This window comes from Albibacterium sp. (assembly GCF_035514885.1).
In the GTDB taxonomy this organism is placed as follows: Bacteria; Bacteroidota; Bacteroidia; order Sphingobacteriales; family Sphingobacteriaceae; genus Albibacterium.
On record NZ_DATJCH010000023.1, the window covers coordinates 39,367 to 53,727 of the forward strand.

A 14,361-nucleotide genomic window follows, 5' to 3' on the forward strand; every position below is an offset into this window, starting at 1 on the left:
AAAGTACACACTTTACTCAATTCTGCAAACAATAAGCTGTCTTTTTTTATACTTTCACATTAACCTGTTCATTCTTTGAAGATTAACTTTTCAGATTCTTATCAATTAATGTCTGAATAACTCCATCAACTAAACCAATACGTGGAACAGCGATCTCTTTTATCTTTACCCATTTCATTAAGCTGATAAATATTTCACAAGCGGGGATAATAACATCAGCTCTATCGGGCTTTAAACCTAATATTTGAATTCGGTCCTTCAATGTATAACTGTTAAGCATATCTGATAGGGATTTCAGAGTGGAATAGCTTAATAAATTGCCGGGCTTCTCATTCGACAAAGAAAATAATTTATTAATATTCCCGCCCGACCCGATTGCAATTACCTGTTTAAAACCTTTTGTATGATCCTTGGCCCATTTTTTCATATCATCCCAAACTTCATCTTTATCTTGATTATCCAATATACGGATAGTACCTATATCGAACGATTTGGATGCTTCTAATTTACCAGCATGAAAAATTGAAAGCTCTGTACTTCCTCCCCCAACATCAATATATAGATAGGACTTATTGCTATTTAATTTTTCTATAACGTGACTGGAATAAATTATTTCAGCTTCTTGATTACCGTCAATAATTCGTAAGTCAATCCCTATTTCTTTTATTTTATCAACTAAATCGGGTCCGTTTTCAGCTTCACGCATAGCAGAAGTAGCACAAGCCATATAATCCTTCACCTCATATGCATCCATAAGATTGCGGAAGGCTGACATGGTTTTTATCAGAAGACTTGTTTTCTTGTCAGATATACGATGTTCCAGAAAAGCATCATCTCCCAGACGAAGTGGAACACGGATTAGCGTATCCTTATTGAAATTATATTCTTTACCGTCTTCTCTTATTTCAGCTATTAATAAACGGACTGCATTGGAACCAATATCTATCGCGGCGTATCTCATGGGCTTACTTTATTTTTAAAATATAAATAGGTTTCTAGTTGTGAATGATGAGAAGAACGACCTTCAGTTTTTATATAGCGATTGTCATTCTCGGCATTAATTTCTCTTGCTTTGGTATTGTCCTTTAATTGAAATCCAATAACTTTTCGGATCTGATGTTTAATTGAAGGGTCAAGAATCGGGAAAGTTACCTCTACCCTTCTATCCAGGTTGCGATTCATAAAATCAGCAGAACTCAAATAAATCTCTTCGTTTCCATTATTAGAGAATATCCATACACGGGCATGCTCTAAATAACGATCAACAATACTACGAACTTTAATGTTTTCGCTGAAACCAGGGGTTTCAGGAATTAAGCAACACATTCCCCGAACAATCAAATCTATCTTCACACCGGCATTACTTGCTTCATACATCTTTGCAATGATTTCCTCATCAGTTAAAGAATTTAGCTTAAAAATTATAGACGCAGGTATGCCTGCCTTTGCATATTCGATCTCTCTATCTATAAATTGGATAAGCTTAGGACGAGTTTCTAATGGAGAGGTTATAAGAGCCTGATAATCATCATTAAAATCATTATGTACCAAGCCTGCAAAGAGGCGTTTTAAATCTTCAATAATGGCATCATTTACTGTAAATAAATTATAATCACAATAAACATGAGCAGTCTGCTCATTGAAGTTTCCAGTTGCTAAAGTGGCAAAATATTGAATATCTTTACGTTCCTTTCTACCAACTAAACATATTTTGGCATGTACTTTAAAGTCTGCTAAACCAAAATAAACTTTAGCTCCTGCCTCTGTTAATTTCTGACTCCAGTCTATGTTGGCCTGCTCATCAAACCTTGCCTTTAACTCAAGAAAACAGTAAACTTTTTTACCATTTCTAACCGCATTGATAAGTGCATTAACAACATCTGAATACTCAGCTAGTCTATATAAAGAAATGGCAATAGAAACCACCTTCGGATCAATAGCGGCTTCGCGAAGAAAATGGATGATATAATCATAAGATTGGTAAGGTAAATTAATCAGAAAGTCTGATTTCCTCATCTGACTAAATAGGCTTTTCTGTAAATTGAAGCCTGCCACAGGTAAAGGATTTAACTTTCGATATTCAAGATGCTTTCCACCAACATTGGGAAATCTTATAAAGTCTTTAAAATTATGATATCGGTTTCCCGGAATAAAAGCATCCGAATCCAGCTTCATCTTATCCACTAAATAGTTGAGCATATCTTGCGGCATCTCAGAATCGTAAAGCAGACGCATAGGCTTACCTTTATCTCTTTTCTTTAGACTGGATGCTAGTATATCGATAAACTCCTCCTGGAGGTTTAAATCAAGGTCTAGCTCTGCATCTCTGGTTAATTGAATTGTATAGGCCTCGATACTATTATAATTGAAAATAAAAAACAGCTCACTAAAGCAGTAACGAATAATATCTTCCAGTAGAATGATGAAATTTAAGTTTCTCTCGGACGGAAGAATCAAGAATCTGGATAAGACTTTAGTTGGTACTTCTAATAAAGAATAGCTTATTTTCTTCTTATGCGTAAGCTTAATTAGAAAATAGATTCTCCGATCTTTCAGATCAGGAAAAGGCCTGCTAATATTTCCATGATCGAGCATTATAGGCACAAGCTTTGGAAGAACTTCATCCACAAAATATCTGTGAACAAACTGTCCCCTACCTACATTAAGTTGACCTTCATTGATAATAAAGATTTTCTCTGCTGCTAATAATTTGATTATTTCCTCATATAAATCATCAAACTGCCGCTCTAGCTTTACTACTAGCTCCTTTATAAGCTTAAGAATTTTTTTAGGGCTGAATCCCAATAGTTCCTTAGCCTGAACATTTATATTTGATAGACGATTTAAGGTAGCTACACGAACGCGGTAGAACTCATCCAAATTAGAAGAGAAGATAGCTAAAAATCGTAAACGTTCGATAAGCGGGACAGACTGATCTGCAGCCTCCTGCAATACTCGTTCATTAAAATGCAACCAGCTTATTTCCCTATTAATAAGGGGGATATCCTTTAATTCAGAACTATTCTGCATATTATTAACTCGAACTTAAAAGCAATAACAAATATTGTAATGCAATATAAAGTATATATAAAGCTAATATTAAAATTAAGGAATAAAATTTAAAAGGAATTTATTCCTGGTTCCAGTAAGGCTGTTCTAATATTTCCAGTTGGGTAATAACTTGTTCTTCTGTAACCGGGAAAAGCTTATCAAATCGAATGGTATGATATACCTCTTCAAACAAACCAATAATGGAAACCGTTGGGGATGCTATGCGTGATACTACTTTCTCTTCAAAGTTATTAATATAAGTAAGTATACCCTGACTGCCCTCGGGTTCAACTCCAAAGCTAGGGTCATTTGGCTTTACACCTTCAATTAATTGATCTTCCTGAACATCAGACCTTAATTTCTTGAAAGTACCTTCTGAACCTCGTAATACATATGCCGGACCTTTGTCAACAACAAGGTTACTAATGGTTATGAAAACCTGCAATCCTTCTCCATAAGAAAGAACAAAGTTTACATAGTCTTCAATTTGAGTATTTACTCTATTCTTAGTGCCTATTTTCAGAGTTTTCTGTGGTGCGCCAAATAAGTGAATTGCTTGGTCAATCATGTGTGAGCCTAAATCATAAGCAATGCCACTGCCCGGAATGGGAGCTTCTTTAAAAGTCTTAGGTCCAATTTCGGGTTTATAGCGATCGAAACGAATGTGCAATTCGATCAGCTTTCCGATCCGTTCACTTTCTATAACATTCTTAACAGATAGAAAATCACTATTCCAACGACGGTTGTGATAAACCATCACTTTCTTATTTAACGATTTCCCCAAATCAAACAATTCTCTTGCTTCTTGTGAAGTTGGCACAAAGGGTTTCTCAACCAATATATGTTTTCCACTTTCTAAAGCCTTTTTAGAGAACTCAAAATGGGTGTCATTCGGAGTATTGATAATTACCAGTTCTATATCTGGATTATCAAGTAATTCTTGCACAGAATTATAAGAAATAATGCCTGGATAATGTTTATCTGCTTCCTTTTTACTGCGCTCAACAACAGCAACAAATTCAAACAATGGATTATCTGCTATAAAGGGTGCGTGAAATATTTTACCTGACATACCAAAGGATAGCAAGCCGGTTTTAAGTGGTTTTCCAGTCATTATCTCAACAAATATTTTTAATTAATTGAAGACCTTGTTCTTTCAAGTAGTTCTTTTAAACCTTCTAACTTAGATTGAGCGTAATTGCGAACAGAAACATTGGTGTTCCTACTAACAACCTCAAATTGATGAACTATTGTCTCCTGAGAATGAATTACTTTTTGAGCAGGGGTTTCTTTGGAAACAGGTTGAGTTTGCTCTTGCACAACAACAGGACTTGCTGTAGCAGCAGAATCAGGTACTGTTGATTCTGTTACTACTGCAAAAGTATTAATTGCCGGAGCTGCTTTCTCATCAAAATGAGTAGCAGAAAAACTAGGCATTAAAACGTTATTTTCTGTTGCTAGTTTAACTAACTCTTCTGAAAGTATTTTATATTCCTGAGCTATTTGTTGAGATTCGGCTCCCAGATTATAATTTTTAGCTGCATATTGCTGAAACAATGCCTCTTCGTATGTGGTCTTAAGAAATTCAAACGCTTCTGTATCAGCTTTTGTATAGTGATTATATTTGATGTCCTTATTGGGATCAATACATGATCCTAAAAAAACAACTCCTACCAAAAGTAAAGCAATCATTAATTGTAACTGTTTCATTTTATGACATTATTAGATAAGTAGTAAAAATAACATATTTTAGTTAAAAGAAACAATTATGCCAGATTTCTTCCTGCATTCACAATACCAAAAATAGTTCTAGTAATTAACTTACTATAAATGTGGTATTGAGGATCGTTTTCATCCAGTTCACTTAATTTCTGAATAGAATAATGCTGAATCACTACTAGTGGAAGAATAATCCTTTCACGCATAGCAATTGAATCGCGATCTACAGGAAACTCATCCATTAACCTCTCAGAATTACTGATCTTTAATAAATAATGTTTTGTACGATCGTATTCATCTTTCATAATCTTCCAGAAATCTCCATATACCGGATCATCTGATAAGTGAGAAGTAATGTTAAAATTAATCTTTGACATAGCCATAGCACAGTTATCAATGATTGTTTTAAACATTCCTGAGCTTTTGTATAATGCCTGTACTTTATCCCATGCTCCAGACTTTTCTGCACTCTCTAATGCGGAACCCATTCCGTAGAAACCTGGAATACCTTGTTTAAGTTGACTCCATGAAGTTACAAAACTAATGGCTCTCAGATCTTCTAAGCGAAGTTTAGAATTACCATTTCTTTTTACCGGACGACTACTGATATTAATATCAGATAAGAACTTTAAAGGACTCTTTTCTTCCAGATATTGTAAAAACAAAGGATGGTGACGTAGTTTTAAGAACTTTTCATGACTAACTTGAGCCATGTCTTCGATCACTTTCTTTTCATTTACATTCAAGGTATCACCAGGTCTTGGGTTTAATGTTGAAGCCAATCCGGCTTGCATTAATTGTTCAATATTATAGTGGGCTGTATCGAATGATCCATACAAACTACTAATCGTCTGTCCTTGAATGGTTAACTGAATATGATTGTTTTCTACCTCTTCACCCATGGAAGCATAAAAGGCCTGGGTTTTACCACCACCTCTTGCGGGAGGGCCTCCACGACCATCGAAAAAGGTCAGATCGACATCATACTCCCGTGAAACTGCGGTCAGCTCAATCTTGGCCTTATATATAGACCAATTAGCCATTAAGTACCCTCCATCTTTTGTACTATCAGAGAAACCAAGCATGATGGTTTGACCTTTGCGTTTTTTAAGATGTTCTTTATAAAGCGGATGGGTATAAAGTGTTTTCATAACTTCACCTGCACGCTTCAAATCATCTACCATCTCAAATAATGGAACAAAGTCGATTGGTAATTCGTCAACTGTCCAGCCATTCGCTAAGAATAATTCCATTAGTTGAAATATATCCGATGCCTGCTGACAGTTACTAATAATAAAACGATGCGCAGCTAATTCGCCACCTGCCAATTGCATCTTCTTTATATATCGGATTGCTTTAAATGTATCTAGTACTAATGGGTCAAGTCCCTCATCAAATTCAATATTAGCTTCCTTAAACTGAAGTGCAGCATTTTTACTTTCTTCAGATAGCTCTTCGTAGCCATCTATAATATTTGGATATGTTTTTTCACGAACATATTTATGAGCCTTTCTTAAAATGCTACTATCCTGACGGACATCTAAACTTGCAAAGAAGCAACCAAAGTTTCTAACTTTCAGAATTAAATCGTCTACCAGTTCTTCAAACAAACCTCCGTGTTTCTCTGATAAAACATGTTTGATGGCTTCTAAATTTTCTAAAATAACTGGTTTTACATTTATTGGTTCATCTGCCGGATTAAAACTATTTTCGTAGAAAATCTCTTGGAGATTATCCATAAAATGCTCTACACCTCTAAAAGTAATACGACGTTTTATAACTCGGAAATCACGGTAGTAAGCGCGGAAAAGAATGGTTCTAAGTAAGGAAGAAACCTCTTTAGTACTTTGTACACTTACATTTGGATTTCCATCACGGTCGCCACCTGGCCAAAAGCCTAGCTGAATAATAGGATCCTTAGTCTCTAAACTTTCGAAATTAGAATCTAATCTCTTTTGAATTGTAGAAATTACTGGATAGAATACATTTTCCAGAAACCAGGCTAAACTTACAGCCTCATCCACTGGTGTTGGTTTCTCTGTTTTAATAAAGGGAGTCTTCCCTAATTGCTCCAATAAAGATATTATATTATCTAAATCATTTTTCTTTAATGCGGCTGTCAGATCAGTTATAATCCCTAATACATCACCTGGATAAAATTGAGTTGGATGAGCAGTCAGCACTAATCTCAATGAGAAATTCTTAAACTTCTCTACAATCTTCTCATTTAATTCTGGATTGGCAGCAGCCTGCTTTAATAATGATCCTAATAAATAGGCATCTTCTGAACGTCCTGTTTTAACGAATTCTGCATCTTCAACAGCATCAAACAAAACTACACGGCGCTCTATATATTGAATGATACGAAATAACAGATCAACTTCATCCATTTCTAGTTGATACTGCCCGTATTGTTCAAAAAAGTGTTCAATGATCTCTTTTGGATTAACCCTATTTTCTACTTCACGTTCACAATGAGCCGTAAAAAATGGCAATAGAGCCCCTGTATGTTTTACTTTTTGAAAAGGTAATGTTTGAAATAAGCTGTTATATAACTCGAAACGAGTCAATACTTCATTTTTGTAAATTGTCTCTTGCTTCTCTACTTTCATATAAGCCTTGGTTTGAATAATAATATTCTTGGAAATGCCCGAAGTTAATTCAAATATTTCAAAATTAAAACCTTTTATATTTAAAATAATTCTTTAACTAATCAATATTCATGAAATGCTATCATTAAATCAGCCCATTTCATACGAAAATAGCAATCTTTATTCTTTTCCTGGTTAAAACTTTAAAAACGGGAATTTTATTTCTTGCTAAACATTCCTAATCAATCTTTGTTTAATTAATGAAAATAAAATATTCAGATTAGCACTTGAAATAAATTAAATGGAAAAGTTATATACCGCAGAAGTAACCGCAACTGGTGGCCGAGATGGTCATGTAAAGTCGACCGATGGAATGATTGACTGGGAAATGCGCAAACCAAAAGAAATGGATGGTCAGGGAGATGGCTTTAATCCTGAACAACTATTTGCAGCTGCATGGAGTTCATGTTATTTGGGCGCATTGGAAGTTGTAGCTATTAAAGAAGGAATTGATGTTACGAATGCAGAGGTCACCACGCGTGTATCCTTTAATAAGGATGGCAATTCTTTTCTACTATCTGCAGAGCTAGATGTGCATATTCCCGGTATCCATATTGAAGAAGCTCAACGATTGGCAGAAAAAGCAAATCATGCTTGTCCTTATTCTAAAGCTACAAAGGGTAATATAGATGCAACCGTCGTTGCTCTATAAAATATTACCATCAACAGAAAGATATCTCAAATAAACCCAATAGAAAGGGTTTGCTTGAGGTATTTTTTTTGATAGCTTAGCCTTTATAAATTAGTGATGATCTAATTATTGGCGAATTGCTTCTAAATGGTAAAAACTCAGGATATTTTTCATTTTTTGTATAGTCAACATTTTGAAAATGGACTACGCATTTCCTTTGGAGCCATTATCCCTGCAGTAATTGGCTACTATTTTGGCGACCTATCCATTGGTATCGCTATTTCACTTGGAGCATTAATTTCAAGCATTCCAGACACACCTGGCCCTGTTTCTCATCGTCGCAATGCATTGTTAGCAACCTTATTTCTATTTTTCGTTACCACACTTATAACTCAGCTAATTAATAAATACCCTATTCTAATAGGAATAGAACTACTTGTTTTTGGTTTCATATTTGGAATGTTTTCTACATGGGGACCAAGAGCAGCTGCAGTTGGTACCTCTACCCTGATCATGATTTTCTTAAGCATAATTGAATCAGGAAGCACAAGTGACCTGGTAGAATATTCAATATTTGTTACTGTAGGATGTGCTTGGTACACTTTGCTCAGCCTCTCCTTAAGTCAATTTATGCCTTACCGACTTGCTCAGCAGGAGCTTGCGGAAGGTATTCGGGAGGTGGCCACATTTATTCGAATAAAATCAGAATTCTATGATCTTAATTCTGACACAGACAAATCATTTAGTAAAATGATTGACCAGCAAATAATAATTAATACTCATTTAGATAGTCTGCGAGAAATTCTATTTAAAAGTAAGTTGATTGTTAAAGATTCTACATCGATCGGCCGTACACTTATTCTAATCTTCTCAGACACGCTTGATCTATTTGAGAAGACCATGGCTACCCAGTATAATTACGCGGAAATCCGATCGAAGTTTGGAGAAACAGAAGCCTTTAATGAAATTAAGATTACCTTGAGAAGATTAGCCAATGAGTTAGATAATTTCGGTTATTCTTTGGCAGCAAACCGCCGACCAAAGCCCTTATTTAATCTTCAGGATGACCTTCAGAATTTAAAGAAACTAATTGACCAAACTACTGAAGAAAGCGATGAAACAACCTTTGTACTCAAAAAGATTCTAATAAATGTTAGAGGTATTTCATTGCGAATTCAAACATTGTACAACTATTTTCAAAAGAAAGAAATAGACACAAAACGTAATATCGGTGATATCAGTAAATTTATCTCTCACGATGTTTTTGACCTTCGAAGTTTTCGCAACAACTTAAGCTTTGAATCTAACACGTTTCGGCATTCTTTAAGATTGGCAATTGTATTAGTGGCTGGTTTCTTTTTAGCTAACCTTATCAATTTTAATGAACATGTTCACTGGATACTTCTAACCATATTAGTCATTTTAAAACCAGGTTGGAGTTTAACGAAAGAGAGGAATTTTCAGCGTTTAGCAGGAACCATCATAGGCGGTATTGCTGGTATTATTATTCTGATCTGGATAAAAGACCCATCTGCACGCTTTGTTATACTATTGATATTCATGGTTTTGACATATAGTTTGATTCGTATCAACTATATTATTAGTGTAATGTTTATGACACCATATCTCCTTATTCTGTTTAGTTTTTTAGGAGCAGACACCATGGAGATTGCTCAAGAAAGAATCTTCGCTACATTTATAGGTAGTGGTTTGGCATTTATTTCCAGCTATATCATTTTTCCAAATTGGGAAAAACATAAAATACAAGATAACATGCAGAGGCTTTTAATAGCTAATTATAATTATTTCACAAAAATATTAGAAACAGTTATCAATAGGGATTTAACGCCTACCGACTATAAGTTGGCCAGAAAAGACGTTTATATCACAACTGCAAATATGGCTTCGGCTTTCCAGCGGATGATTACCGAACCAAAAAGCAAGCAGAAGAACTCAAAGGAATTGAATAAATTCATTGTTTTCAATCATTTATTCTCTTCGCATACTGCAAACTTAATTAGTACCGTAAGGAGTCTCTCCAACGATGAAATAGCAGGGGAACCAGTAAAAAACCTTAGACGTGTATTGGCTACCTTAGAAAAGGTAATTAAAAGTTATAAGTCGGAAGGGATAGCAAATTTTGAAGAAGTAAAATTCAAAATCCCCGATTACTTACTAATTGATATCAAAGAAAGTGCTGAAAAGGAATTCATTAATGGGCAAATATTGGAACTAAAGAAAATTAGTAATGACCTGCAAAGAAACTCCGAAGAGCTTTTAAACTCTGGAGATAAAACACCTCTTATGACAGGTACCTTATCAAATAGTTCGGCCTTATAAGAATTGTTTGCTTTGAGGACCTTGGTTAAATAGCAAATCTATGATACTCAAATTAGGGATAAATCCGTTTTTATCTTCAAAAACCTGAAAGTAAGGCTTTAGATTATATGAATCAGACTGCCTGTTGGATTTTATTGCATTTCTATAGTCTTCTAAGCCTTCTACATCCTTAACATATTCAGTTGTTACGGAAATATGAGGCTTTAAATTGAGAAGCTTAAGACATAGCTGCATTAATTCAATATTAAAATCGAATAGGAATTCGGTCTGCGTATGGAAAAAGGGAGCAAAATCATCTTCATAATATTCAAAAAAAGATGAACTCCGATAGGATGTTTGAATGCTGCGCCAATGTAATCTTTGCCAGTTTGCATCATAACTAATCCGAACATCCTTCATTTTAGTATGCACATTTGAACCACTTTTCACTGGCACTGTTAGGTTTAATTTGCCATTGGCAGAATGGATAATGGTTCGATTACGATTAGTTTGTTTCGGATAATGCTCGCATGCTTCTAAGGTAATATTATCTGAGTGGTGCTTTATTTTGCTATAATATTCCAGAGATCCTAAGTAAAACACAGGTAAAAGAATTCCTTTTTGCATATATTCGTAATAATAAGAAATTATGATGCGAAAATAATATAATTAAAGATATTTGCATTGTTAACAGATACATGAATATTAAATCCAAGGTACTTTCCACCACAATTCACCTGATCTCAATTCTTCCTTTTGGGGTTTTATACGTTCTGTCAGATATTATCTCTTTTTTTTTAAGACGTGTTATTAGATACAGGAAAGCTGTGATCATGGAAAATTTACAATCTGCTTTTCCTGATAAATCCATAGAGGAAAGAGAGGAAATCAAGAATAAATTTTACCAATTCTTAGCAGATTTAGTTATTGAGAATCTAAAGATGAAAACAATGACAGTTGCTCAATCAAAAAAACGTTTAAGATTATTAAACCCTGAGATTATTTTAAATTATTTAAACAATCATCAATCCATAATAATAGTAACCGGCCACTATGCTAATTGGGAATGGGGTATACATTCATTATCATTAATGACAAATCACCCTTCCTTAATTATTTACAAACCTATAAACGATCCAATTTTCGAAGATTTATATAACAAGATGCGTAGTCGCTTTGGGGCAATCATGGTACCTATGAAGCAAACTTTGCGCAAAATCATCGAGTATAAAGATCAAACTCATAGTAGTGTTTTTCTGGGAGATCAAACGCCGACTAAGAAAGAATCCAAATATTTCATTCCTTTCCTAAACCAGCAAACATCAGTATTTAAAGGGATAGAGAAAATTGCAAAAAAAACTAATAATCCAGTTATTTATTGTCATATTGATCGTATAAAACGTGGTTATTATACTGCTAAATTCACTATACTTGCAGAAGAGCCAGCCAAGTTCTTGGAAGATGAGATAACAAACATTCATACCAAATTCTTGGATGATATAATATGTAAAAGACCTGAGCTGTGGTTATGGTCGCATAAACGATGGAAGCACAAACCGAATGACTAATTACCCCAAAGTTGCAATTGTAATTCTTAATTGGAATGGAAGATTTTATCTTGAAAGTCTTTTGCCTTCCATTTATAATACTATTTATCCGAATCTGGAATTCGTAGTTGGAGATAATGCTTCTAGTGATGATTCGGTTGCTTTTATAAAAAAGACATATCCCAAGATTCGCATTATTGAGAATGAAAAGAATTATGGTTTCGCAGAGGGGTATAATCAAATATTAAAACATGTTGAAGCTGATTACTTTATACTTCTGAATTCTGATGTAGAAGTTAAGGAAAATTGGATAGAACCGGTTATTGAGGAAATGGAGGCTGATATACAAATTGCAGTGGCCCAGCCTAAAATACTATCCTGGACACAGCGTAACACTTTTGAACATGCTGGGGCCGCCGGTGGTTTTATTGACCGGTACGCCTATCCTTTCTGTCGAGGAAGGATTTTTCAAAGTGTAGAAATCGACAAGGGGCAATACAATGACTCTTGTGAAATTTTCTGGGCAAGTGGGGCAGCCTTCTTTATTCGAAGCAAGTATTGGAAGGAGAGTGGCGGTTTCGACGCTGATTTCTTTGCACATATGGAAGAAATAGATTTATGCTGGCGATTAAAACGAATGGGGTATAAAATTTGGTATTGTGCTAATTCTGAGATTCTACATGTGGGTGGAGGAACGTTGGATAAAGCTAACCCTATGAAAACCTATTTAAATTTCCGGAATAACTTATATATGATTTATAAGAATGACCCGAATCCATATCCAACTCTTTTTATTAGATTTTGGCTAGACTTTATTGCATTAATACGATTTATATTTTCCAGGAAGTTTCAGGATGCCAAAGCGATAAGTAAATCGCACTTTCATTTCTTTAAAAATTTAAAAAATATCAAGAAGAAACGGCATGCTAATAAAACTCCTTATAAAGTAACAAACATTTATAATGGAATAATAATATGGGATTATTTTATACTGGGGAAAAGGCATTTCAATAACCTAGACCCTGAAAAATTCGAAAAATAGCACTCTAACAGAAGCTTTGAAGAGCAAGCTTATAACTGTTAAGTCCAAATCCACAAATACTGCCTTTACAATTTTTAGCTATAAAGGAATGATGACGAATAGCCTCTCTAGCATGAATATTTGAAATATGAACTTCAATAACAGGGGATGAAATTGCAGCGATAGCATCAGAAATTGCTAAGGAAGTATGTGTATAGGCACCAGCATTAAGGATAATTCCATCTATTGAGAATCCTACCTCATGAATCTTATCAATGATAGCTCCTTCACTATTACTTTGATAATAATCAATCTTAATCTGCGGATAATCCTTTCTCAAAGTGTCCAAATAGCTTTCAAAAGACTCGTTTCCATATACATCAGGCTCACGCTTCCCTAATAGATTTAGATTCGGTCCGTTAATTATCAATACTTCCATGTTGCTAAGATCTTTCACCAAAGATAATAAAGCATTTTCTATTTTCTTAATTTCATTTCCGGCGTTTTTTCCGGATATTAGACGAAAAATAGCTGAAATTATCAACATCAAAGTGAATAAACAAGGACCAATAGGAATATTTGATTCAGGTTACGGTGGGTTAACTGTATTCAAAGAAATTATAAAAGAATTACCTCAATATAATTTTGTTTATTTAGGCGACAACGCCCGTGTTCCATACGGAACTCGTTCTTTTGAAACCGTGTATCAGTATACTTGGGAGTCTGTTCAGGCACTGTTTGAATTGGGCTGCCCACTTATTGTTTTAGCTTGCAATACCGCTTCTTCTAAGGCTTTAAAAAGCATTCAAACCATTAATCTTCCTCAATTCCCTGATAATCGGAGAGTGTTGGGAGTAATCCGTCCTACAACAGAAAGGATCGGCGAGTTTACAAAAAGCAGAAGTGTAGGAATATTAGCAACACCGGGAACGGTTATGTCAAACTCTTATAAGATAGAAATCAAACGATTCTTTCCAGATATAGAGGTATTTCAGGAAGCATGCCCCATATGGGTATCTTTGGTAGAGAACAACGAAATTAACAGTCCAGGTGCAGAATATTTTGTAAAGAAACACATAGACCAGTTACTAGCAAAATCTGATAAGATTGACACCATTCTATTAGCTTGTACACATTATCCATTACTTTATCCTCTTATTCGAAAATTCACCCCTCCATCTATTCAAATATTGCAACAAGGAGAAATTGTATCGAAGAGTCTGAGCAAATATTTGGAACATCATCCGGAAATCGATCATCAATTAAAGAAAGATTCGGAGATATTATTTTATACAACTGAAAGTCCGGAGGTTTTTAATGAAAAAGCAGGATTGTTTTTTGGAAAAGAAGTTAATTCTACTCACATATCTTTATGAGCTGTTAAATATTGGTGCAAAAAAAAAGTGTGCCTAAATAGGACCA

Annotated in this window: 12 protein-coding genes; 5 read left to right on the forward strand and 7 right to left on the reverse strand. The window is 34.7% G+C overall.

From position 1 onward, the window contains the following. Positions 1–82: 82 nt before the first annotated feature. The 5 genes from VL047_RS10880 to VL047_RS10900 form a co-directional block, all read right to left on the reverse strand. Positions 83–961, reverse strand: coding sequence for an exopolyphosphatase (locus VL047_RS10880; protein ID WP_325360493.1), 879 nt, complete (start codon positions 959–961; stop codon positions 83–85). Next, on the reverse strand, positions 958–3,030 hold the full coding sequence (gene ppk1 / locus VL047_RS10885) for a polyphosphate kinase 1 (protein ID WP_325360495.1): 2,073 nt from the start codon (positions 3,028–3,030) through the stop codon (positions 958–960). The genes VL047_RS10880 and ppk1 overlap by 4 nt, the downstream gene beginning before the upstream one ends. A gap of 100 nt (positions 3,031–3,130) precedes the next feature. Next, positions 3,131–4,165: a Gfo/Idh/MocA family oxidoreductase gene (locus VL047_RS10890; RefSeq protein ID WP_325360497.1), complete on the reverse strand. Its 1,035-nt coding sequence runs from the start codon at positions 4,163–4,165 to the stop codon at positions 3,131–3,133. A 17-nt stretch (positions 4,166–4,182) separates the two neighbouring features. Continuing rightward, a complete protein-coding gene (locus VL047_RS10895; protein WP_325360499.1) occupies positions 4,183–4,761 on the reverse strand; it encodes a hypothetical protein in 579 nt (192 codons plus the stop codon). 56 nt (positions 4,762–4,817) lie between these two features. After that, positions 4,818–7,382 (reverse strand): phosphoenolpyruvate carboxylase, encoded by a 2,565-nt coding sequence (locus VL047_RS10900; RefSeq protein WP_325360501.1) that lies wholly within the window; start codon positions 7,380–7,382, stop codon positions 4,818–4,820. Positions 7,383–7,662: 280 nt separating this feature from the next. On the opposite strand from VL047_RS10900, the gene VL047_RS10905 reads away from it, so the two are divergent. Both VL047_RS10905 and VL047_RS10910 read left to right on the forward strand, forming a co-directional pair. Then, a complete protein-coding gene (locus VL047_RS10905) occupies positions 7,663–8,073 on the forward strand; it encodes an organic hydroperoxide resistance protein (RefSeq protein WP_325360502.1) in 411 nt (136 codons plus the stop codon). Between the two features lie 126 nt (positions 8,074–8,199). Continuing rightward, complete coding sequence (locus VL047_RS10910) at positions 8,200–10,392, forward strand: FUSC family protein (protein ID WP_325360504.1); 2,193 nt, start codon at positions 8,200–8,202, stop codon at positions 10,390–10,392. Here VL047_RS10910 and VL047_RS10915 read toward each other — a convergent pair. After that, positions 10,387–10,998, reverse strand: coding sequence for a WbqC family protein (locus tag VL047_RS10915; RefSeq protein WP_325360506.1), 612 nt, complete (start codon positions 10,996–10,998; stop codon positions 10,387–10,389). The two genes, VL047_RS10910 and VL047_RS10915, sit on opposite strands and share 6 nt — an antisense overlap. A 71-nt stretch (positions 10,999–11,069) precedes the next feature. On the opposite strand from VL047_RS10915, the gene VL047_RS10920 reads away from it, so the two are divergent. Next, positions 11,070–11,939 carry a lysophospholipid acyltransferase family protein gene (locus tag VL047_RS10920; RefSeq protein WP_325360508.1) on the forward strand — a complete coding sequence of 290 codons (870 nt, stop codon included), beginning with the start codon at positions 11,070–11,072 and terminating at the stop codon, positions 11,937–11,939. Further along, positions 11,932–12,960: a glycosyltransferase family 2 protein gene (locus VL047_RS10925; protein WP_325360509.1), complete on the forward strand. Its 1,029-nt coding sequence runs from the start codon at positions 11,932–11,934 to the stop codon at positions 12,958–12,960. Before VL047_RS10920 ends, VL047_RS10925 begins: the two co-directional genes overlap by 8 nt. Before the next feature lie 4 nt (positions 12,961–12,964). On the opposite strand, the gene aroQ is transcribed toward VL047_RS10925, so the two are convergent. Beyond that, a complete protein-coding gene (aroQ, locus tag VL047_RS10930) occupies positions 12,965–13,378 on the reverse strand; it encodes a type II 3-dehydroquinate dehydratase (protein ID WP_325360572.1) in 414 nt (137 codons plus the stop codon). A 112-nt stretch (positions 13,379–13,490) separates the two neighbouring features. Here aroQ and murI point away from each other — a divergent pair, with 112 nt between their 5' ends. Continuing rightward, the gene (murI, locus tag VL047_RS10935; RefSeq protein ID WP_325360510.1) at positions 13,491–14,315 is read left to right on the forward strand and encodes a glutamate racemase; all 825 of its coding nucleotides are present in this window, start codon (positions 13,491–13,493) and stop codon (positions 14,313–14,315) included. The last annotated feature ends 46 nt before the right edge of the window (positions 14,316–14,361 follow it).

What these genes read in the sequence shown, in the direction of transcription:
- aroQ (WP_325360572.1), bottom strand. Translation starts at nt 13,378, where the DNA reads ATGGAAGTATTGATAATTAACGGACCGAATCTAAATCTATTAGGGAAG.
- VL047_RS10890 (WP_325360497.1), bottom strand. Translation starts at nt 4,165, where the DNA reads ATGACTGGAAAACCACTTAAAACCGGCTTGCTATCCTTTGGTATGTCA.
- ppk1 (WP_325360495.1), bottom strand. Translation starts at nt 3,030, where the DNA reads ATGCAGAATAGTTCTGAATTAAAGGATATCCCCCTTATTAATAGGGAA.
- VL047_RS10920 (WP_325360508.1), top strand. Translation starts at nt 11,070, where the DNA reads ATGAATATTAAATCCAAGGTACTTTCCACCACAATTCACCTGATCTCA.
- VL047_RS10905 (WP_325360502.1), top strand. Translation starts at nt 7,663, where the DNA reads ATGGAAAAGTTATATACCGCAGAAGTAACCGCAACTGGTGGCCGAGAT.
- VL047_RS10900 (WP_325360501.1), bottom strand. Translation starts at nt 7,382, where the DNA reads ATGAAAGTAGAGAAGCAAGAGACAATTTACAAAAATGAAGTATTGACT.
- VL047_RS10925 (WP_325360509.1), top strand. Translation starts at nt 11,932, where the DNA reads ATGACTAATTACCCCAAAGTTGCAATTGTAATTCTTAATTGGAATGGA.
- VL047_RS10915 (WP_325360506.1), bottom strand. Translation starts at nt 10,998, where the DNA reads ATGCAAAAAGGAATTCTTTTACCTGTGTTTTACTTAGGATCTCTGGAA.
- VL047_RS10895 (WP_325360499.1), bottom strand. Translation starts at nt 4,761, where the DNA reads ATGAAACAGTTACAATTAATGATTGCTTTACTTTTGGTAGGAGTTGTT.
- VL047_RS10910 (WP_325360504.1), top strand. Translation starts at nt 8,200, where the DNA reads ATGGTAAAAACTCAGGATATTTTTCATTTTTTGTATAGTCAACATTTT.
- VL047_RS10880 (WP_325360493.1), bottom strand. Translation starts at nt 961, where the DNA reads ATGAGATACGCCGCGATAGATATTGGTTCCAATGCAGTCCGTTTATTA.